Genomic DNA, 19,773 nt, shown 5'->3' on the forward strand with positions numbered 1-19,773 from the left:
CGTGGCTGGGGCCGCAATTTTCGGGCAGCCGAGCGCCGCGGCCGTTGCCCGGCCGCCAAGCTACTACGTCCGCCAACGCCTGCTCCAAAACCGGCCGGCTATGGCTGGGCTGGGCTTCATCCTGCTCTGCACGTTGGTAGCGTTGCTAGGCTATTGGGTCCTACCCGACAACTCCCCGAATGCCAACAACAGCCTCGTGCAGCTCCAGAAAGAGCCACCGGGCTTACACGCTACCATTCTGCGCTTGCCAGTTGCCGGAGCCGCTGCCGCGCCAACTGCCGATAACTTATTTGCCACTTGGCTCCGGGGCCGCACGCCGCGTTACCAGGAAGTTCCCATCGAGAGCTACCGTTTCGAAGGCGATTCGCTTTTCACGCAGCCTTACCGCAACCATTCGGCCCTAGCCGACCAGCCCCGGCGCTACGCGCTAACGCAACTGGTCGGCCGGCAGGGCACTCCCGCTGAGTTGCGCCAAGCCGTAGAGCAAGAGCAGCTCGTCCGGCGTACCTATTGGCTAGGTACCGACAAAGCGGGGCGCGACGAGCTGAGCCGTTTGCTGCTGGGCACGCGCATCTCACTCGGTATCGGGCTGGTGGCCGTCCTGATTTCGCTGGTACTCGGTATGGCTATCGGAGCGGTGGCAGGCTACGTTGGCGGCTGGGTCGATAGTTTGCTGCTAGGGCTGATGACGGTGGTGTGGAGCATTCCGGGCATCATGCTCGTCATTGCTATTTCGCTGGCCCTCGACTCGAAAGGCGTCTGGACTTCTTTTGTTGCTGTCGGCCTAACCATGTGGGTGGATGTCGCCCGCGTGGTGCGGGGCCAGATGCTGAGTTTGCGTGAGAAAACCTTCGTGGAAGCGGGTCGGGTGTTGGGCTTACCACAGAGCCGCCTGATTGCCCGGCATTTGCTGCCCAACATGACGGGGCCGCTTATTGTCATTGCAACTAGTAATTTTGCAGCGGCCATACTGTTGGAAGCGGGGCTGAGCTTTTTAGGGTTGGGCGTGCAGCCACCGGCTCCATCATGGGGGCTCATGGTAAATGAAGGATTCCAGTTGCTAGGCACCGAAGCCGGTTTGTGGCTCACGCTGCTGCCAGGACTAGCCATTAGCTTGCTGGTCTTGAGCTTCAACCTTCTCGGCAACGGCCTCCGCGACGCGTATGACCCCAAAACACCATTGAGTTGATTGTGAATTGTTGCTAGGTAAGTGGTGATGGTTGGATAGTCGGCTGCTCGTTATGTACAGCAGACTATTCAGCAAGCACCAACTACCTAGTAACTAGCACCAATCAGCAATTCAACAATCGAAATCATGCCTAACGCTATTCCTATAACCGCTGAAAAACGGCTCTTTCTAAAAGACCGGGAGTTGGGGGCGCTGCTGGAAATCACGCAGGCCATCAACCAGGATCTTGGCGAACCTGCCCTTTACAAGATATTTCAGTTCACGCTATTGGGTCAGCTCAATATTCGGCGGCTGGTACTCTATGTGAAAGACGAAGGAGTGTGGCACTGCGTGGTGTCGTTTGGGGCGCAATTGCCCGACTACTGCCGGATTCCGCTGCCCGATGTGATAATTCAGAATTGCACCACTGCGCCCGCGCCCGTCGCCAGTTTACCACTCGATGCAAATTGGCGGCTGCTGGAAACCGTTATTCCGGTGGTGCGCAACGAGGAGGTAGTAGCCTACGTGTTCATTGGCAACATGCACGAGGACTATGCCAGTGGTGAGGCCACCAAGTTCCTAGAAACGCTAAGTAATATCCTGCTTGGGGCCATTGAAAATCGGCGACTTGGTCGGCAGCGTATAGCGGCGGCCGCCATGCGCAAGGAAATCGAAATTGCGCAGGAAGTGCAGACCATGCTGTTCCCGCGCGTGCTACCCAACGACTCCCATGTGGCTGTGGCGGCCTCCTATGTGCCCCACACCGCCGTCGGAGGCGACTACTACGATGTCGTGACGCTCGACGAAAACCGGTTTCTGTTTTGCATTGCCGACGTGTCGGGCAAGGGCGTAGCGGCTTCGTTGTTGATGTCGAATTTCCAGGCGGGCTTGCGCACGTTGCTCCGCCAACAAGCCGACCTAGCAACGGTAGCCAACGAACTCAACAACCTAATTTTCCGCAACGCCGGTGGCGACAAGTTCATTACCGTCTTTTTCGGCCTTTACGACCGAACCACACGCCGCCTACAATACGTGAATGCCGGCCACAACGACCCGTTGTTGTTATCCGACCAGGATACCGTGATTCTGCTCAAAGAAGGCACCATTATGCTCGGCGTTATGGATGAACTGCCCATGCTGAAGGTAGGAGAGGTGGAAGTGCCCCCCCGTACGCTGTTACTGTCCTACACCGATGGGCTGACGGAAGTATTCAACGCCGAAAACGACGAGTTTGGTGAGGAAGGCGTATTGCGTGTGCTGCGGCAGAACCGCTTTTTGCCGCTGCCTCGTTTGCACGAGGAGCTGCTAAGAGAAATACAAGCTTTCAACGTAAACGACAGTCATTTTGCCGATGACATTACCATTCTGAGCTGCCGGTTCAAGTAAACAGGGGCCAGCCTAAACAGAAGAAGCCCCCTCGCACGAGGGGGCTTCTTCTGTTTAGGCTGGTCACCTGTAAGCTTAAGTTAAATTACCAACTAAGCCGGATTCGTGACTGGCGTAGGCGTTTTCCCAACCACAAAGTTGAGCCCGAAAAACAAGTTTTCTTTCAGCAGTGAGTTGGTACGCCACAACTTCCCTTCCCGAGCCATCAACTCCTTTGAATTGCCATTCTTGAACATAAACGGCGGAAACAGCCGGATGTACTGCACGTCGGCCGGGTAGATGTACAGGCCCTGCTTGGCTAGCTCGCGGCGCCAAGTGGCCAGATTGCGGATGTTTTCGTTGCCGAGCAGGATATTTTTCTGGAGCTGCTCGTCATAAATGGTAATAATACGCTTGTTGCCGCGGCGTAGGTAGAGCTTCAGGTTCTGCACGACGTTGCCGCCGTTTTCTTCCACAATAATCAGGTTGCCAGCCGGACGCAGTGCTTGATGAAAGATGCGCAACGCGTCTTGCAACGGCTCGAGGTGATGCAGCGTGTCCTGAATGATAATATGATCGTAGGAAGCCGGAGCCGGGGGCGAGTCAAAGAGGTTTTCGTAGCTGTACGTGAAGCCTGAAACATCGCCAAACTGCGACCAGTAGCGGAGGCGCTCCGGAATATGCTTGAAGTAGAACTCCAGCGTGGTGCCGTGTACCTTATAGCCATTTAGGGCCAAGAATATAGCCGTGGTGCCGTAGCCGCAGCCGCAGTCCAGAATAGCGGCGTCCCGATTAGGAAGATGGTCTTGGATGTAGTGTAAGCGCTGTATAACGTACGATTTGCGAAACTCGAAGCTCGCCGGACTTTCTAAAAACTTATAGTAGCTGGTTAGTTGCTGATTGCTTTTTAACTCTTCTAGCAACAAATCAAAGAATTCATTAACCGTCATGGTAGGCGTAAAAGGAGAATGGTAATAAGGGGTAAAGCAACTTCGTTCGGCGAAGGTACAGTCTAAACCGAAACTCAAGTAAGCTGCGCCCTAAGTTCTAGGCAGCCAAATCAAGACAAACTTGTAGGTAGTAGCTATACCTACGCGGCGGGTTCTATGGCTACTGCTGCTCGGCAGCAGGTAGTTGAGCGGCTTCATCTGCCTCATCTTCCTGCCAGAACTGTATGCGCATAAGCACGGCCAGGGAAATGTAGTAGAAGGAACCAATCTTATCGACTTCTAGCAACTCATTGAGTAACAAGTGGAAAACGATAACCACAAACGAAAGGCCTGCTGCCATAACTAGGTTCTGCTGCTGCGTACTGCGGGCACGATGATAGAGCCGCTCGATAAGCACGAGAGTAGCAAATATCAAGGCCGTGAACAATACAAAGCCAGGAATGCCCTGCTCGGCCAGCTGCAGCAAAAAGTAATTGTGCGTGGTTGATTTCTCGGGGTTGTCGCTCACATAAGTCTGGAAGCTCCTGACTGTGTAGCGTTTGTATTCGGGGTAGAAGGTAGATGGGCCACTGCCTATGATAGGTTTCTCGGTAATCATGTGAGCTGCCGCCACCCAGCGGTACACCCGCTCCATACCCGAAACGTCCTCTAAGTTGTAGGTAGCTTCGAGGTGTTTCTGAAAGTTGTTGCCATAGAAGATAGTCTTCTCGTAGTCGGGCGCATACTCCATGTAATTGTTACCGGTAATGAAGTAGTTCACACCGAGTATGGTTGCCACAGTAGCACCTATCAAGGTTATCTTGGTAAGGCGCAGGCGGATCACCCAATAATAGAGCACCGCCACAATAAGCGACAGTACCGAGGCGCGGGTGTAGGAAAGCGACACGCCTGCCACAGCCAGAAACAGGGCTAGGTACCACAACCGACGGCTGTTTTTGGTGGCTGCGGAGCGGGCAGCGTAGTAGGCGTAAGGCGCTAGCAGGGCCGCCGCCGCCGCATAAATTACGTGGTTGCGGTAGAAGGGCTGGATAGCCACGTTGATGGTATCGAAGCCAAAACCCATACCCGCGTGGCGCACCATGGTATAGGCCACTGTTATACTGACTCCGACGCCATAAAAGGCAACCAAACGCCATACATCACGCGGCGTGCGTACCAGGGCCATGGTCACAAACACAAAGGGCACAATGTACCACGTTTTGGCTAGCAGGTATTTGATGGACTTCAGCATGTCCACGGAAGAAACTGTTGAGGCAACCGACCACAGCAAGGCAGCGCCGATAAGCAGCACCAGCGGATGGCGCCAAAGCCGGCCGGGCACTTCACTGCGCCCTAGCAGCACATTGACAGTAAAGCAAGCCAACAAGACAAGCATTAGTGGCTCCGACGGCACATCCATGCTCAAGCCCGCGGGCAGTTGTACTTCGCGCGAAAAAGCCAGTGTGCCAAGCAACAGATAATAAACCCAGCGCCAGTCGATAAGCAAAACTGCAACGCCTAGCACTACCACTGGCAGGGCCAACCACGCAATGGAATCAGAAGCAAGCGTAGCCACTCCGGCCACAAGTACTACCACCACAAACGCCATAAACAGGCGTTGGTCGGAGTTTTGAGGACGTAACGAGGCGAGAAAATTCATAGTGTTAAAAGCGCGGATGCAAAAACAAGCAAAGCCGCTAAGCAAATTGGGAGTGCTTGCCCCTAGTTCTCTCTTATATCAAGCGAGTTACCGCGTTCTACCCATACTCAGATTGCCCCGATACAGCTCTAGCAGCGTAATGAAGGCCACCGACAAAGCAAATGTGATAAGCACCGACGAAACAACAATTAGCCAGCGAACCGGCTTGGACTTCTTGGTGGCAGGATAAGCTTCTTGTACCACATAGATGCTGGAAATTCGGCCACTAATACCTACTCGCGCCGTTTCGTAAGCGCTACGGGCATTAATTAGACGGGTCTGCAGATCGTTGAAGCGAGCATAAAGCGTGTTCATCTGGTCGATGCCAGCGCTATAGCTTTCTAGGTTGAAAATGTTGCCACCATCTGTTTTGGTGAGACCCCGCAGCGCACGCCGCAGGCCTGCTGCCTTGCTGCTGTTGCCTTCCCCTTCGGCACGGCGCAATTCTTCTTCTGTGTCAATGATTTCCTTGGCCAGATAGCGCGACTCCATTGTCAAACCGTAAATGCCGTAGCGACGGCGCCCCACTACTAGGCTATCATAAGTAGACTTGTACTCACGCTCCAGGAAATCACGTCGCTGCGCGTATAGTTCCAGTACTTTGCGCCGGTTGGCAAGTGTTAGCTGCTGGTTGACCGAGTCGATATTCTCCACGAGGGCGTTGGCAATGCTTGCCGCCAGCACTTTGTCTTTGTCTTCGAAGGTTAATTCAATAGCATCCCGGTCGTTGTGCACGATCCGCAAGTTGCTGGCAAACTCATCTAGTGCTGCTTGATCGGCGCCATCATCGCCAATGGGGCCAGACTTATAGTGCTCGTGTAGCTTGAAGCGCTTGATGAGGCGCTCAGCTACTGGCTGCGATTCACCAATGGTGATTACCCGGTCTAAGTCTTCGGTACGACCCCCTAATTCCAACTTGCCGCCTTCCGTTACAATGCGGTCAGGGTCAGTAGTTTGAGGGTTAGTTGGGTAGAAGACCGTGGTTGATTTATAAACATTAGGCAGCATCAAGGCTACCACTGTACTTACTATCAGGGCGAGTAGTAAGGCCCCTAACACCAACGATTTCCAACGATTGATAACAGGCCATAGGCCCAAAAGCGAATAGGTGGGGGATGACATATAAGCAAAAAAAGACAACTATAAAGCAGCGCCAGACTTCTGGCCCTACCACAACGAGGCAAATCTAGCTGGAAAAAGTGTTAATTGAGTAGCGTCAGAATTGGGTCCGACTAGTTAGGAAAGGTAAGCGCATGAATGACAAGCTGCAATCTGGCGGGTATTAATGCTTTGTTTATGCTTGTGCAAGCGCTTCAAACCCTACTTTTGCGCTCCCTTCCTTCACATCTGCGCCTATCAAACGCTTTTTCGGAAATATTAGTCTCGTTGTGCTACTCAACCTGCTGGTGAAGCCCGGATGGGTGGTGGTTGAGAACTTAGTGCAAGACCGATTGGGGCATCATGCCTTCGGAACATTCACGGCGTTGTTCACGCTGGCTAGCGTTATGGCCGCCGTATCAGACTTAGGTACCACGCAACTTACTACCAAGCGCGTCGCCGCTAACCCTGCGTTTCTTACCGAGTACTTTCCTACGCTAGTGCCCTTGAAGGGCGGCTTGTCGGTGCTTTTTCTTGGCGTTGTGGTGGCAATGGGGTGGGTGCTGGGCTACCGAGGTCATACACTCACCTTACTGGCCTTAATTGAGATAGGAATGCTACTGGCGCAGTACACACTGTTTTTGCGAGGAGTACTGCAAGCGCATCAACGCTTCAATACCGATGCATTGCTGTCAGTGCTAGAGAAGTTTCTGTTGCTTGGTCTCGTGCTTGGGCTTATTCCTATAGGTATTACGCTCAACAACTACGTGGCAGCTCGCTCAGTGGCTATTGGGTTCACGTTTGTTGTGCTCTACGGACTAATGAGGCGCCTTTACGGCCAAGTGAAGCTGAAGCTGCGGTGGGAGCATGCTCGCACGGTGCTCCAAGCTAGCTTGCCATTGGCTCTGATTACACTGGTTTATGGCCTCAACGAGCGGATTGACATGCTGATGCTCGAACGAATGGTATCGGCGCGCGAGGCTAGCTACTATGCTGCTGCCTACCGCTGGGGCGACACCGTTATGATGTACCTCTGGACCATTTTGCCACTGTTTTTCGCCAAATTTGCCTACGTCTTCGACAAGCCTGATGAGCAGCGCGACGTATTATGGTTTGGGCAGCGCGTAGTAACGGTGCCTATGCTGTTGGTTTGCGCCTTTGTGTTGTTTCGGGGAGAAGTATTGTTTTGGCAGTTCACCCATAGCACCGCTTCAGAAGTAGCGCGGATGGTACTTTGCTTGAAGATATTGTTTGCGAGTGTGTTGATTCACGCCTTCTTTGCCATCTACAGCACTCTTCTTACGAGCACCAACCACGAGCGGGCCGTGAGTTGGCTGGTAGTTGCCAGCACAGTACTAAATGTGGTGCTGAACGTACTGCTGATGCCGACGCTCGGCGCCGTTGCCGGGGCTATCAATACCTTGGTATGCGCCGTGTTTGTGTCGGTGGGCTACCTGTGGCTGGTGCAAAAACGCACGGGTGTGCCCGTGCCCTGGGGGTGGATAACCCGGTTAGGCTTAGCGTTTGGGCTGCTCTGTGCGGTTTGGTATGGACTACAAACCGGCTTGGCGTTGCATTGGCTGCTAGAATCGGTGGTAGCTAGTGTGGCATTCGTTGGTATCCTGTTTCTGACCAGCGTGGTGCGTATTTCTGAACTCCGTAAGCTGCTGCAAAAATGAGGTGCTGAAGAGAGACACCAGCAGATCTAGTTCACACTTCACTTCTTTCCATTTCACTAGTTCACTACCTCATCACTTGGATATAGCCGTCAATACCCGCTTTCTGCTTCCTGGCGACCATTTAGAGGGTATTGGACGTTTCACGTACGAGACGCTGAAGCGGATGGTGGCAGCGCATCCCGAGCATACGTTCCACTTCCTGTTCGATAGGGCGTTTGATCGGCGCTATCTGTTTGGGCCGAATGTGGTGCCGCATGTATTGTTTCCACCAGCGCGGCACCCGTTTTTGTGGGTGGCTTGGTTTGAAGGGGCAGTGGCTTGGTGGCTGCACCGGCACCGCCCGGCCGTATTCTTTAGCCCTGATGGTTACACGACGTTGGGCACCCGAGTGCCCCGTGTTACGGTGATGCACGACTTAGCTTTCGAGCATTTTCCAGAGCACATGAGCGTGCTCGAGCACAAGTATTACCAGTATTTTGCGCCGCGCTTTGCCCGGGCTTCTGAGCAGCTGATTGCCGTGTCGGCCGCCACCAAGCAAGATGTAGTGCAGTCATATGGCGTACCGGCTGCCAATATTCAGGTTGTTTACAATGCCGCCGGTGCACATTTCCGGCCGTTACCAGCCGAGGTTCAACAGACTACACGGGAGCGTTTTGCTGACGGTAAGCCGTATTTTTTGTTTGTGGGAGCCTTACATCCACGCAAAAACCTAGTAAACCTGCTTAAGGCTTTCGACGAGTTCAAGCAACAAACTGGGGCCGAAGCCAAACTGTTGGTTGTGGGCCGGACGGCCTGGAAAGCCGGGCCTATGTTCGACGCCTACCAACAGATGCAGCACCGCTCCGATGTGCACCTGACCGGCCGCGTTTCCGAGGAGGAACTGGTGCAACTTTATGGGGCAGCTTTAGCTACGGTGTACGTTCCTTATTTCGAGGGCTTTGGCATTCCTATCATTGAGGCACAGTCTTGTGCTTCCCCTGTTGTTACCTCCGACCGTAGCTCCATGCCCGAGGTAGCAGGCGGGGCGGCCTTGCTAGTCGACCCATTTAGTCCCACGGCTATTGCCGCTGCGTTAGCGCGCCTCTGGCAGGAGCCGGGCTTACGTCAGGAACTAGTGGCAAGAGGGTTGCAGAACATACAGCGGTTTTCCTGGGACAAAAGCGCTGAAGCTTTGTGGGAGGCTATTCTTTCAATTGGAAGCCTGAAAAATAAGCCCAGTGTTAGCAAGTGAGTTGATATATCCATTCTAAGTCACCAGAACAGCGTCTCTACCACCTATTCTTTATTCCGTATAGACTTATGCGTTTGCACCGGCTTCCTAAACTCTTGCAACGCTTACTGCCTCATACAGAGTGGCGTGGTCCGGTGCTGGAAGGCAAAAAACCGCTTTACCTTACCTTCGACGACGGCCCGATTCCCGAGGAAACCCCTTTTGTGCTAGAACAGTTAGCGCGTTACGATGCGCATGCGACGTTCTTTTGTGTGGGCCAGAACCTGGAGCGTCATCCGGATGTAGCTCGGCAAGCGTTGGCCGCTGGGCACCGGCTCGCCAACCACACGCACCACCACGTGAGTGGTTGGCAACTACCGTTGCCGGCTTACTTGGCAGAAGTGCAACAGTGCCAGCAGGTGCTAAGTGCCTTCGGGGAAACGCTCCGCCCGTTGTTGCGCCCGCCCTATGGGCGTATTACGCGGGCCCAAGCAGCGGCGCTGCATCCCAACTACCGTCTGATTATGTGGGACGTGCTTACCTACGACTACGACGTTACGTATCCGGCCGAAATATGCCTGCGTGCGGCGCTAGCCCACACCCGGCCTGGTTCTATTGTCGTCTTCCACGACAGCCAAAAAGCGCACCGCAACTTGCGTGCGGTGCTGCCTCACTACCTGGATGCCTGCGCCGCACAGGGGTATTCGTTTGAAACCCTGTAAACCCATAGCGAAAGGTTGGTGTTAGAGTCTGATGTAGCTTTGTTGTCAAGGGCATTCCACTCTCGAACTTGTTGCTTTTCCTTTCCATCTTTTTGGTTGGCTGGTTTCTGATTCTGGCAACGTCCACACTGCTTTTTGCGGCGCGGCCGGGCAGCCAGCCGGGGCCGTTGCCGGTCCCGCTGCCGCGCGTTAGTATCCTGATTGCCGCCCGCAACGAGGAAGCTGCTATTGCCCGTTGCCTGACTGCTATTCGTCAACTCGATTACCCGGCGCATCTGCTCGAAGTACTGCTCGGCGATGATGCCTCCACCGATGCCACCAGCGCCGTAGCTACGCAAACTATGCGCGGTTTTGCGGGCAGTTTCCGCATTTTGCCCATCCAAGAAACGTTAGGGTTGGCCCGCGGCAAAGCCAACGTGCTGGCCCACCTCACCCGCGCAGCTACCACAGATTTTTTCTTTATCACCGACGCCGACATTGCCGTGCCGCGCACATGGGTACAAGGGTTACTAGCCCACACAGCTCCCGGCGTGGGTACCGTTACGGGCCTCACGCTGGTAGACGGGCCGCGCCTCTTCGATAAACTACAGGGCCTCGACTGGCTAATGTCGTTGGGGCTGGTGCAAGTGGTGTCGGATCAGGGGCGGCCCGTCACGGCTATGGGCAACAACATGCTTGTCACGCGGGCCGCTTATGAAGCCACGGGCGGCTACGAGAACCTGCCTTTTTCGGTCACCGAAGACTATGAGTTGTTTCGTGCTACCATACGATTGGGGTTCGGCTACCGCATCTTGTTCCGGCCGGAAGTGTTAGCTACTTCCTTGCCCATGCGTACCCTCGCAAACTTGTTGCATCAGCGCCGCCGCTGGATGCGCGGGGCCGAAAGCTTGCCACGGTGGCTACGCATCGGGTTGCTTTACCACGCGGGATTCTACCCGGCTTTGTTGCTGCTGGCGTGGGTGGCCGGGCCAACAGTGGCCGGATGGGTGTTGGTAGTTAAAATGCTACTACAAGGCATGTTGGCCTACTTTAGCTTCAAACGTGCCGGTCGCCGGGCCCCTTTGTGGCTAATGCCCTTATTCGAACTTTATTCTTTCACGCTCACCTTTACCCTCACCGCCTTTCGCCTTCTGCCAATTGCGTTCAATTGGAAAGGTCGGCGCTACACCTGATGGCGCTACTTGTTGCGTGGGAGTTGCTGAGTCGACTCTCAACACCAAACCGCAAGTAGTCCCAACGACCAACTAATCTCATGATACTAGCCGATTCGCACGCCCACGTCTATTCCGAGCAGTTCAAGCCAGACCGGGATGCCATGCTCAACCGCGCCTACGAGGCCGGCGTCCACACCATCTACATGCCCAACATCGACCACACCAGCATCGACGTGATGCTGGAGACCGAAGCACGCTTTCCGCAGCAGTGCCACCCCATGATGGGCTTGCACCCCTGTTCGGTGGGAAAGCACTTCGAAAAGCAACTCTACGAAGTGGAGGAGTGGCTAGGCAAGCGCCCATTTGTGGCAGTAGGGGAGTGCGGCATCGACTTGTATTGGGATAAAACCCTCCTGGCCGAGCAGCAAGAAGCCCTCCGCATTCAAATGAACATGGCCAAGCAACACAAGCTGCCCCTCGTGCTCCACACCCGCGAAGCCTTCCGCGAAACCGCTGACCTCGTCGAAGCGGCACAGGATGGCACATTGCGCGGTGTGTTTCACTGCTTCTCAGGCACCAAAGAAGAAGCCGAAGAAGTTATCCGACTAGGCTTCAAGCTTGGTATAGGCGGCGTAGCAACCTTCAAGAATGGCGGCCTCGACAAAACCCTCCCCGGCATTGCCTTGGAACATCTGCTCCTCGAAACCGACTGCCCCTACCTGGCCCCCATGCCGCACCGCGGCAAACGCAACGAGCCAGCCTACCTACCCCTAATAGCCCGCCGCGTCGCCGACATCTTAGGCAAAGACGAGGAAGAAGTAGTGGAAGCTACTACTCGCAACACGAAGGAGTTATTCAGCGCAGCCTCCTAATTATTGCCTTCTAAATCTTAAGTAAATCTGGTTGAAAAAACCCTAATAGATTGTACCCGACCCTTGTCATCCTGAGCTTGCGAAGGACCTCATGACCAAAGAACAACAGACGTACCAACGACTCGTTCTCCTGGCAGAAGATCCTTCGCAAGCTCAGGATGACAAGGGTAGGGCACAACCTTAGGGTTGAGCTAATGCTGGTTCAACAGTTTGCTGCAATTTCCCCTTCACCATCTGCTTTACCTTTTTGTCTGCTAGAACTTCGCTGTCCTTAATACTGAGGTTAGACACAGCTTGCAGAGTGAAGGCAGGTACGGAGGTAAGGTGCTGCGCTTTGATGTTGCGCAGGTTGATGTCTTTCACATCGACTAGCACGAAGGGCGGACGCTGGTCATCTTTCTGGTAGCGAATGTCGATGTTGCGCATTTCTATACCTTTCACGTGCCGCATGAAGAAGCCGTAGGAAGGCATGTCGCCCATGTGGCCGGGGTCGGGGTAGTCTTTCTCGCCTTCAGCCGGGTTGATGGTGGCTTGCTCTTTGGTGCCGCCGCCCTGGAACTCGATGCGAATATTGTCGAGGGTCACGTCCTCAATGTCGTGGCCGGGGATGCCGCTGATAATGGAGCCGTACTTCACGTCAGCATTGTACACCACCACATTGCTGATTTTGACGCGGCGCAACACGCCCACCGGCGTACCTTCCGGCCCACGCATCCGGGCACCGAGGCGCAGGAAAAACGGCGAATTCACAATGTCGCGCATGGTGATGTTGGTGATGGTCACGTCTTCCAGAATGCCGCCGTCCACGGTTTCCAGCGCTAAGCCCCGGCAGAACTCGAACACGCAGTTGGAAATTGTGATGTTCTTAAAGCCTCCGTTCGACTCGGTGCCGAACTTGATGCGGCCTGTCACGTCCATTTTATCGGGTACCAAAGCGGCTTCCTTGCGCTGGTAGGTGCCATCGAAGAAGGTGCCCCGGTCGAAGCCGCTTACTTCGCAGTTGGTGATGGTTACGTTTTCGGTGGCGCGGGCAAAGCCGAGAGCGTAGGAGCTTTTCAAGCAAATAGCATCATCGAAGGGTGAGTTGATGGTGCAGTTCGAGATGCGCACGTGGCGGCAGCAGTCCACGTCGATACCGTCGCGGTTGGTATCCATTTTTACATTGTCGACGGTGAAATTGTCGATGCCGGTGGCCAGGATGCCGAAGTGCCCGCCGTACAGTACCGTAATGTCGCGAATCAGCACGTTGCGGCACAGCTTCAGCGCAATGGCTTTGTTGGCCATACCCGGAGTGCGCGTGCCTTCCCGCGTCAGGCCCTTTTTGCCATCAATAAGGCCGGTGCCGAGGATGGAGACATTTACGAGGTTTTCGCCCCAAATCAGGCTGTTGTGCCAGTGGCTGTGCCCGAAATCCTGAAACTTGGTCGACTCGTTGGGCTCAGCTGCATCATAGCCTCCCGTGCCATTGGCCGGTGGCTCGGCCGCCAACACGGTAGCGCCCTGGTCGATGAACAGGGCAATGTTGCTTTTCAGATGGATAGAAAAGCTGGCGTATGTGCCCGCCGGGAAATACACGGTGCCACCCCCGGCCGCGGCTGCCGCGTCAATGGCCTTGTTGATGGCCGGTGTGTCCAAGGTTTTTCCATCGCCGGTGGCCCCATAGGCGCGCACGTTATAGAAACCGGGGCGCTGTTGAGCCAGCAGAGCGAAACCAACGAGTAGCTGCGCAACAACGAGCAGAAAATACCGCATAGGGGAGGGGTGAAGTACTAGCGTAGGAAAAAGAATAGCATGCCTGATCTGGCGCCCGCTTGGCGACGCCTGACTGTATCAGTAAGGATACTTGCTACTGCGCATCGCGCCGCACAATGGCTTCGCCTTCTGCTACGGTCAGTTTCAGGCCGCTGGTATCAAGGCCGCGCACATTTTCCAGCACCAAGCCCTTTTGGGCTGTTACCACGCAGTTTTTGAAACTGACGTTTTCAATGGGGCTGTCCTTGAGGCCGTGCATGCGCCCGCCCGACGCAACCGTGCCGGTGATGTTGATGAGCTTCACGTTGCGCACGAGGGGCAGCACCTTGGCGGGTGGGGCAATAGGCGGGACCATGCGCCATTCCATGTTGAACTCGAAGGCTTGGCGCGTGTTGCGCAGCACCATATCCCGGTAGGTAATGTCCTCGACCACGCCCCCGCGGCTCGGCTGCGACTTGAACCGGATGGGCGCCCAATTGTCGGCTTCGGCCACGCAGTTGCGCACTTCCACCCGCCGAATACCGCCCGATGTTTCGCTGCCCATGGCCACGCCGCCGTGGCCGTAACCGAACCGGGTTTTCTCGATGAGAATATTCTCGCTCGGCCGGTTCACGCGCAAGCCGTCGGCATCCTTGCCCGACTTAATGGAAATGCAGTCATCGTTGACATCAATGTCGCAGCCACTGATGCGCACGTCGCGGCTGGAATCAATGTCGATGCCGTCGGAACTCGGGATATTGTGCGCGGCCCGGATGGTTAGGTTTTCGGCCACTAGGCCCGTGCAGTACAAGATGTGCAAGCACCATACCGCCTGGTTGCGTAGCTGTAAGTTAGCGATGCGTGCTTTACGGCAGTTCTGGAAGCAAATCAGTCGGGGGCGGCCTAGGCGTGGGGCTGTTGGGTCGGGGGGTTGTTGGAGGCGTGCTTGGCGGGCAGCTTCCCCCCATTCCTCGCCTGAGCCATCAATCGTGCCTTCGCCTTCCACCGTCACGCCGGTTAAGTCGGTGGCATTTACTAGGGCTGCGGTGAAGTTTTGCTCGGTGCCTTCCCAACGAGTGGCCACCTGCGGGTAGTCTTCTTGTCGCGTCGAGCCTTTCAACACGCCTTCTTTCTCAATCAGCAGGTTTACGCCTTTTTTCAGGAAAATAGCGCCGGTTCTGAAAGTGCCTTTGGGTACCACTACCGTGCCGCCTCCCGCCGCCGAACACTTGTCAATGGTCGCCTGAATGGCCTGCGTGTTTAAGGTTTGGCCATCACCAATGGCGCCGTTGGCCGCAATGTTGTAGCGCTTGGGCGGCTGCCAAGCGGTAAACGACGCCAGCAATACCAGCAAGAGGCACTGCGCCGCAAGGACTGTCCAGTTTCGTTGTGTCATCGGGTGGATGTAGGTAAGACCGAGTAAGGAGTAGGAGGGAAGTTGGGCATTCCGTTTGGCGGAGCCGTTCTGCACTTTCCTGCTGCAACCCAAAATTCCGTAAGCCGGCCCCAGCGCCCAGGTTCGCAGACGTCGTTAACTTGGCGCTTCCATTCCAACCTCGTCTGCTTTGCCTTCCCCCGATAATCGCCCCGAAACTTCTGTCCTCGTTGTCTACACCGGAGGCACCGCTGGCATGGCCTACAATAAGAAGGGTGAACTGGTCCCCATGAATTTCGATCAGATTCGCAAGAAGATGCCCGAGCTGCGCCAACTCAACATGCGCGTAGAAGTGGTCAGCTTCAGCGAGCCCATCGATTCCAGCAACGTCACGGTAGCCAACTGGTACAAGATGGTGGCGCTCATCCAGGAAAACTACGACCTCTACGACGGCTTCGTGGTTCTGCACGGCACCGATACCATGGCGTATTCGGCGGCGGCGCTCAGTTTTCTGCTTGAAAACCTAGGCAAACCGGTGATCTTCACGGGGGCTCAGGTGCCCGTAGGCCGCATCCGCACTGATGCTCGCCGCAACTTAATTACTGCTTTGGAAATAGCCGCAGCCCGCCATGGGGTGGCAGGCACCGTGCGGGTACCCGAAGTGTGCATCTTCTTCAACGACTTGCTGATTCGGGGTAACCGCGCCAAAAAAGTGGAAAGCCAGCAGTACAATGCTTTCCGCTCGGAAAACTACCCGCCCCTGGCCCGCGCCGGAATTGAAGTGGAGTTCAACGACAAGCAGATTCGCCTGCTACCCGCCACCCACTTGCACGCCCATACCTACCTCGACGAGCAGGTGACGCTCCTGCCTCTCTTCCCCGGCCTCACCGAGCGCATGATCCGGGCCCAACTAGAGGTAGAAGGCCTGCGCGGCTGCGTCCTGGAAACGTATGGCTCCGGCAATGCGCCCACTGCGGCCTGGTTCCTGAACTGCTTGCGCGATGCGCGGGAGCGGGGCGTCCAGTTCCTCAACGTGAGTCAGTGCGAAGAAGGCCGCGTAATTCAGGGCCGCTACGAAACCAGCGCCCACCTCACCGAAATCGGTATCATCGGCGGCGACGATATTACGCGGGAAGCCGCCATCACCAAACTTATGTTTGTGCTTGGGCTGAAGCTCTCTGCCACTGAAACCAGTCGCCTGCTCGCCTACGATTTGCGAGGAGAAATAACGGGTAGCTGAGAGGTTGTTGGGGGAGTGATTTGCGTATCCGGAAAATCGGGTGCTATTTTGTGCCCGCATCCCGCACCTAGAGAGGTGTCCGAGTGGTTGAAGGAGCACGCCTGGAAAGTGTGTATGGGTCTAAAGCTCATCGAGGGTTCGAATCCCTTCCTCTCTACAACAAACCCCGTTTCTGAATCAGAAGCGGGGTTTTTGCTTTCCGGGGGTACGTGTAGGGGTACAATAAGTAGAAGCCTCTGTCATTACGCTGCTACTCTTAAATAAAGTAGACCCACTTAATCCAAGGCTAAATCATCGAGCTTGATATAGCTGGTATAGGCTTCTAGGCAGTTGATACTGGTGAAGGTTCGCAACTCCGTTTGCAGCACGTTGGCGACGTGGTCGTAGTACAGTTCACGAAGAATCGACCCGTCATGTAGTAGAAGCCAATGGTGTCTTCCTCCTCATAGCGGGTGGCGAGATATTGGCCTTCGTCCCAGACCCAGTTTACTTGTTGCTTAAAAGACAATACGTGGAAAGCTATTTAGTTAATTTTTGGCTGGTGTTTTTAAAGCCTCTTCAACTAAAGAGGATGCTGTAAAACCATAATTGAATGCAGCAAAGAAGCCTAAAGCACCTAATTCCTGTAGTTTTTTCCTAACCTCGTCGTTCTGAAGGAAGCCAGCAAAACCTACAGCAGAAGCTATAGATGCTATAAATAAGGCTAGTAAACCGAATCGAATCCATCTCGCGCCAATTTTTAAGAACGGCAGGACTATCAGTTTAACAAGTTTTTCAATCCATTTTATTAATAGAGATCGCCCACGCCTTCCTCCTGCACCAATCATACCCCCTGGAACACCGGAAGTTGATAGGGATGCCTGGTATCTAGCAATTTCAACACGCCATACGTGTATAGCAACAGGCCAAAACAGAGCAGCAAGTGACCCAAGCACGGATGCTATAAACATTTTAGTGTTCCAATCTATATTCATGAGTTAACACATTATGATGAGTGGGAGGCAAAATCCTTATGTGAACGAAGTTTTAAATCAAAATATAGCCCTTAAACAAGCTATTATTAACAGCAAAACCGCGATTTTTCTGAGGAGAAAACCTGATTGAAAGAATTCTATTTTTTTATTTTCATTGTAGTTATTAACAAAAGAAAGCTGAAAAACTGGGTTAGGATCGCGTCTGTACCATCCCTTTATAGATATTCTGCATAGATTTAAACTTTCTAGTTGTTCGCGTTTGCCGAAATTTAATTTGGGTATTTTTATTTCTATCATGTTCTCATCTTCTTGAATAAATATTCTTGACCAATCATTCCCTGGATTTTCAAATTTTAATACCCCTGATAATGAGGTAGGAATGCTTCTTGTTAGAGAGGCCTCAACATTGGAAAGTAAGTCAGTTATTGAAAATGATGTGAACTTATTAGAGTAACTAAGTCCAATTTCTAATAGTATTATTGTAATTAATAATAGAAAAATAATCAGGCCAAAGAAGGAGTATTGTAATTCCATATCAAATGTAAGTAGAGAGCTATAAGCAATGTAATACGCAATTATTGAAGAGAATTTAACAATGAATTCAAGTGCAAAAGGGCCAAACTTTCCTTTTTTAGAAGATATTATGAAAGAAGGAGAAATGCCAAAACTTTTAGCCTGCCCTAATAGATGCTGGATTCTTTTTGCACTTAATGGATGTGTAGACCGTATCTCATACCATTTTGCCCAGACATTAGATAACTCCCAAGACATAGCTAGTAAAGCAGAGCTTTTTGTTTCTGCTCCTATACTATCACTAGCTATTCCTAGTAGCGCTGCTGATTGTAACTGTGCTAATCGGCGTCGAACTTGACGTGCTTCACCTCTTTCGAGGCTGTTCAATGTTGCTTGGCCATGTCTCTTAAAAACTGATGATTTTGAAGTGATTTTTAATAAGGCTGTTGCAAGAGTATTAGGGTTGCCAATTAAAAAACCTGCAAATTGATCAGCTTTATATTCTCGATCACGTGATATTTTAGCTATTAATAATTTAGAGCATAGATAAAATAGGCCTAATACAAATGCTAATGGCAGAAGAATGGCTGATATTTTATCGCTTCTAGAAAATTTGACACATTGCCAAGTAGTATAGCCTAATATCATTGGGACTATTGCCGCCATCATCATAAAGATAAAATCACGGTGATAAACATGCCCAAGCTCATGTGCAATTACCGCATTTGCTTCTTGGGGCGTTAATATTTCTAATAATCCTGATGTTAATACAATAATTGGTCGATTTTTATTACCATAAGTAAAAGCGTTTGGGTCGTTTGTTTCAATAATGCCAATAACTGGAATATTTAACTTTAATGTATTGCATGAATTATTTATAAAAATTTGGCAGTCAACCGGTAAGTCGTTTATTTTGACCCATTTTACTTTTAAAAACTTATTTATAATCCATATTGAAAAGTTATAGTGCAGCACAAATATTATTGCCATAATAAACAAAAATATTGCAAAAATTATACACGCTGATAAAGGATCTTGTGTAGTAATTGGCAAGATACTGGCAGTTACAGGAAGAAAAACGAGCCCGTACATTAGGGCTAGTGGAATTGCAGCCTGTATTGTTGTTCCTTTCGAAATAGCTTTTAGATAAGCCTCTTGTTTTAATGTAAAATTAGTGGTCATATACCTCAACAGTTAAAGTTGAATCATTTTAGCGCTTTCTTAATCATAGATTTTTTGCAGATTAGAGCCAACTAATTAATTGTAGATGCTTTGTATATAAATCCTAAATTTGATAATTAAAATTATCCACAAGGATTGAAGTATGTAGAAGAGCAAAAATCAACTTACTCTTACTTACAGCACATCAGTGCTAGCACTGAATAATTGCTTAATGCTTATTGACTTTAGTATGATGGTGTTTCTTGTCAGGTTGAGTAGAACGGTACCAGCGTATGCACAAGCCCGAGCATAAATAGAATAAACGCTATAATAGAATTACTATTTTATTTAGCAGAGTATAACTAACTTATTTAGTCTTCCCGTATACTTGTGGTCTACCTCCTCCAGTGGCCCATGAGTGACATTGAATTAATCCCGGTTTCGGTTACTGACTTTCCCTCCTTTCTGCCGCTCTTCAGTTGCGAAGTGCCGGCTGGCTTTCCGTCACCAGCCAGTGACCATATTGAGGATTTATTTGATCTGAACCGGTTGCTGCTGCGCCATCCCGACGCGACGTACCTAGTGCGCGTAGCTGGGGAAAGCATGGCGGGGGCCGAAATTCATACGGGGGACCTACTAGCGGTCGATAAGCAGATGGAAGCCGACCACGGCCATATTGTGGTCGCCGTGGTGGAGGGGGAATGCACAGTGAAACGGCTCGTGTGCAAGGGCAATACGTGGTGGCTTGAACCGGCCAACCCCAAGTTCAAGGCCTATGAGATAAAGAATACAGACGAGGTAAGCATTTGGGGCGTGGTTACCCACGTGGTGCATGAACTGGTACCTAGTAAGCGATCGGCGCTACTCAACACCCGCGACTAAC

At 52.5% G+C, this 19,773-nt stretch carries 16 protein-coding genes and 1 tRNA gene; 10 read left to right on the top strand and 7 right to left on the bottom strand.

Annotated features, from left to right (window positions below):
- Position 1: 1 nt before the first annotated feature.
- Together P1X16_RS05810 and P1X16_RS05815 are read left to right on the top strand one after the other, a co-directional pair.
- A complete protein-coding gene (locus tag P1X16_RS05810) occupies positions 2-1,189 on the top strand; it encodes an ABC transporter permease (protein ID WP_277226915.1) in 1,188 nt (395 codons plus the stop codon).
- Between the two features lie 126 nt (positions 1,190-1,315).
- Positions 1,316-2,554: a PP2C family protein-serine/threonine phosphatase gene (locus tag P1X16_RS05815; protein ID WP_277226916.1), complete on the top strand. Its 1,239-nt coding sequence runs from the start codon at positions 1,316-1,318 to the stop codon at positions 2,552-2,554.
- A gap of 92 nt (positions 2,555-2,646) precedes the next feature.
- On the opposite strand, the gene P1X16_RS05820 is transcribed toward P1X16_RS05815, so the two are convergent.
- The 3 genes from P1X16_RS05820 to P1X16_RS05830 form a co-directional block, all read right to left on the bottom strand.
- Complete coding sequence (locus P1X16_RS05820) at positions 2,647-3,483, bottom strand: class I SAM-dependent methyltransferase (RefSeq protein ID WP_277226917.1); 837 nt, start codon at positions 3,481-3,483, stop codon at positions 2,647-2,649.
- Positions 3,484-3,643: 160 nt separating this feature from the next.
- Entirely contained in the window at positions 3,644-5,122 is a 1,479-nt protein-coding gene (locus P1X16_RS05825; protein WP_277226918.1) for an O-antigen ligase family protein, read from the bottom strand.
- 87 nt (positions 5,123-5,209) lie between these two features.
- Positions 5,210-6,283 (bottom strand): hypothetical protein, encoded by a 1,074-nt coding sequence (locus P1X16_RS05830; RefSeq protein ID WP_277226919.1) that lies wholly within the window; start codon positions 6,281-6,283, stop codon positions 5,210-5,212.
- Positions 6,284-6,537: 254 nt separating this feature from the next.
- Between P1X16_RS05830 and P1X16_RS05835 the strand changes: the two genes are divergently transcribed.
- The 5 genes from P1X16_RS05835 (at position 6,538) to P1X16_RS05855 (ending at position 11,896) form a co-directional block, all read left to right on the top strand.
- Positions 6,538-7,938, top strand: coding sequence for a polysaccharide biosynthesis C-terminal domain-containing protein (locus P1X16_RS05835; RefSeq protein WP_277229464.1), 1,401 nt, complete (start codon positions 6,538-6,540; stop codon positions 7,936-7,938).
- A gap of 76 nt (positions 7,939-8,014) precedes the next feature.
- Positions 8,015-9,169: a glycosyltransferase family 1 protein gene (locus P1X16_RS05840; RefSeq protein WP_277226920.1), complete on the top strand. Its 1,155-nt coding sequence runs from the start codon at positions 8,015-8,017 to the stop codon at positions 9,167-9,169.
- Between the two features lie 95 nt (positions 9,170-9,264).
- On the top strand, positions 9,265-9,870 hold the full coding sequence (locus tag P1X16_RS05845; RefSeq protein WP_277226921.1) for a polysaccharide deacetylase family protein: 606 nt from the start codon (positions 9,265-9,267) through the stop codon (positions 9,868-9,870).
- Between the two features lie 68 nt (positions 9,871-9,938).
- On the top strand, positions 9,939-11,042 hold the full coding sequence (locus P1X16_RS05850) for a glycosyltransferase (protein WP_277226922.1): 1,104 nt from the start codon (positions 9,939-9,941) through the stop codon (positions 11,040-11,042).
- A gap of 80 nt (positions 11,043-11,122) precedes the next feature.
- Positions 11,123-11,896: a TatD family hydrolase gene (locus P1X16_RS05855; protein ID WP_277226923.1), complete on the top strand. Its 774-nt coding sequence runs from the start codon at positions 11,123-11,125 to the stop codon at positions 11,894-11,896.
- 180 nt (positions 11,897-12,076) lie between these two features.
- Here the strand turns inward: P1X16_RS05855 and P1X16_RS05860 are convergent, their stop codons facing one another.
- Both P1X16_RS05860 and P1X16_RS05865 read right to left on the bottom strand, forming a co-directional pair.
- Positions 12,077-13,648 carry a glycosyl hydrolase family 28-related protein gene (locus P1X16_RS05860; protein ID WP_277226924.1) on the bottom strand — a complete coding sequence of 524 codons (1,572 nt, stop codon included), beginning with the start codon at positions 13,646-13,648 and terminating at the stop codon, positions 12,077-12,079.
- Between the two features lie 94 nt (positions 13,649-13,742).
- Positions 13,743-15,023 carry a glycoside hydrolase family 28 protein gene (locus P1X16_RS05865; RefSeq protein ID WP_277226925.1) on the bottom strand — a complete coding sequence of 427 codons (1,281 nt, stop codon included), beginning with the start codon at positions 15,021-15,023 and terminating at the stop codon, positions 13,743-13,745.
- Between the two features lie 169 nt (positions 15,024-15,192).
- Between P1X16_RS05865 and P1X16_RS05870 the strand changes: the two genes are divergently transcribed.
- Both P1X16_RS05870 and P1X16_RS05875 read left to right on the top strand, forming a co-directional pair.
- Positions 15,193-16,242, top strand: a complete 1,050-nt coding sequence (locus P1X16_RS05870) for an asparaginase (RefSeq protein WP_277226926.1) — start codon at positions 15,193-15,195, stop codon at positions 16,240-16,242.
- A gap of 69 nt (positions 16,243-16,311) precedes the next feature.
- Positions 16,312-16,399 (top strand) — tRNA-Ser (locus P1X16_RS05875).
- Between the two features lie 370 nt (positions 16,400-16,769).
- Here the strand turns inward: P1X16_RS05875 and P1X16_RS05880 are convergent.
- The gene (locus tag P1X16_RS05880) at positions 16,770-17,216 is read right to left on the bottom strand and encodes a hypothetical protein (protein ID WP_277226927.1); all 447 of its coding nucleotides are present in this window, start codon (positions 17,214-17,216) and stop codon (positions 16,770-16,772) included.
- A gap of 57 nt (positions 17,217-17,273) precedes the next feature.
- The gene (locus tag P1X16_RS05885; protein WP_277226928.1) at positions 17,274-18,911 is read right to left on the bottom strand and encodes a M48 family metalloprotease; all 1,638 of its coding nucleotides are present in this window, start codon (positions 18,909-18,911) and stop codon (positions 17,274-17,276) included.
- Between the two features lie 393 nt (positions 18,912-19,304).
- Here P1X16_RS05885 and umuD point away from each other — a divergent pair, with 393 nt between their 5' ends.
- On the top strand, positions 19,305-19,772 hold the full coding sequence (umuD, locus tag P1X16_RS05890; protein ID WP_277226929.1) for a translesion error-prone DNA polymerase V autoproteolytic subunit: 468 nt from the start codon (positions 19,305-19,307) through the stop codon (positions 19,770-19,772).
- Position 19,773 lies beyond the last annotated feature (1 nt).

It is taken from the genome of Hymenobacter sp. YC55 (genome assembly GCF_029433095.1).
Classification (GTDB): domain Bacteria; phylum Bacteroidota; class Bacteroidia; order Cytophagales; family Hymenobacteraceae; genus Hymenobacter.

What these genes read in the sequence shown, in the direction of transcription:
- P1X16_RS05820 (WP_277226917.1), bottom strand. Translation starts at nt 3,483, where the DNA reads ATGACGGTTAATGAATTCTTTGATTTGTTGCTAGAAGAGTTAAAAAGC.
- P1X16_RS05830 (WP_277226919.1), bottom strand. Translation starts at nt 6,283, where the DNA reads ATGTCATCCCCCACCTATTCGCTTTTGGGCCTATGGCCTGTTATCAAT.
- P1X16_RS05885 (WP_277226928.1), bottom strand. Translation starts at nt 18,911, where the DNA reads ATGACCACTAATTTTACATTAAAACAAGAGGCTTATCTAAAAGCTATT.
- umuD (WP_277226929.1), top strand. Translation starts at nt 19,305, where the DNA reads ATGAGTGACATTGAATTAATCCCGGTTTCGGTTACTGACTTTCCCTCC.
- P1X16_RS05825 (WP_277226918.1), bottom strand. Translation starts at nt 5,122, where the DNA reads ATGAATTTTCTCGCCTCGTTACGTCCTCAAAACTCCGACCAACGCCTG.
- P1X16_RS05815 (WP_277226916.1), top strand. Translation starts at nt 1,316, where the DNA reads ATGCCTAACGCTATTCCTATAACCGCTGAAAAACGGCTCTTTCTAAAA.
- P1X16_RS05860 (WP_277226924.1), bottom strand. Translation starts at nt 13,648, where the DNA reads ATGCGGTATTTTCTGCTCGTTGTTGCGCAGCTACTCGTTGGTTTCGCT.
- P1X16_RS05880 (WP_277226927.1), bottom strand. Translation starts at nt 17,216, where the DNA reads ATGAATATAGATTGGAACACTAAAATGTTTATAGCATCCGTGCTTGGG.
- P1X16_RS05865 (WP_277226925.1), bottom strand. Translation starts at nt 15,023, where the DNA reads ATGACACAACGAAACTGGACAGTCCTTGCGGCGCAGTGCCTCTTGCTG.
- P1X16_RS05855 (WP_277226923.1), top strand. Translation starts at nt 11,123, where the DNA reads ATGATACTAGCCGATTCGCACGCCCACGTCTATTCCGAGCAGTTCAAG.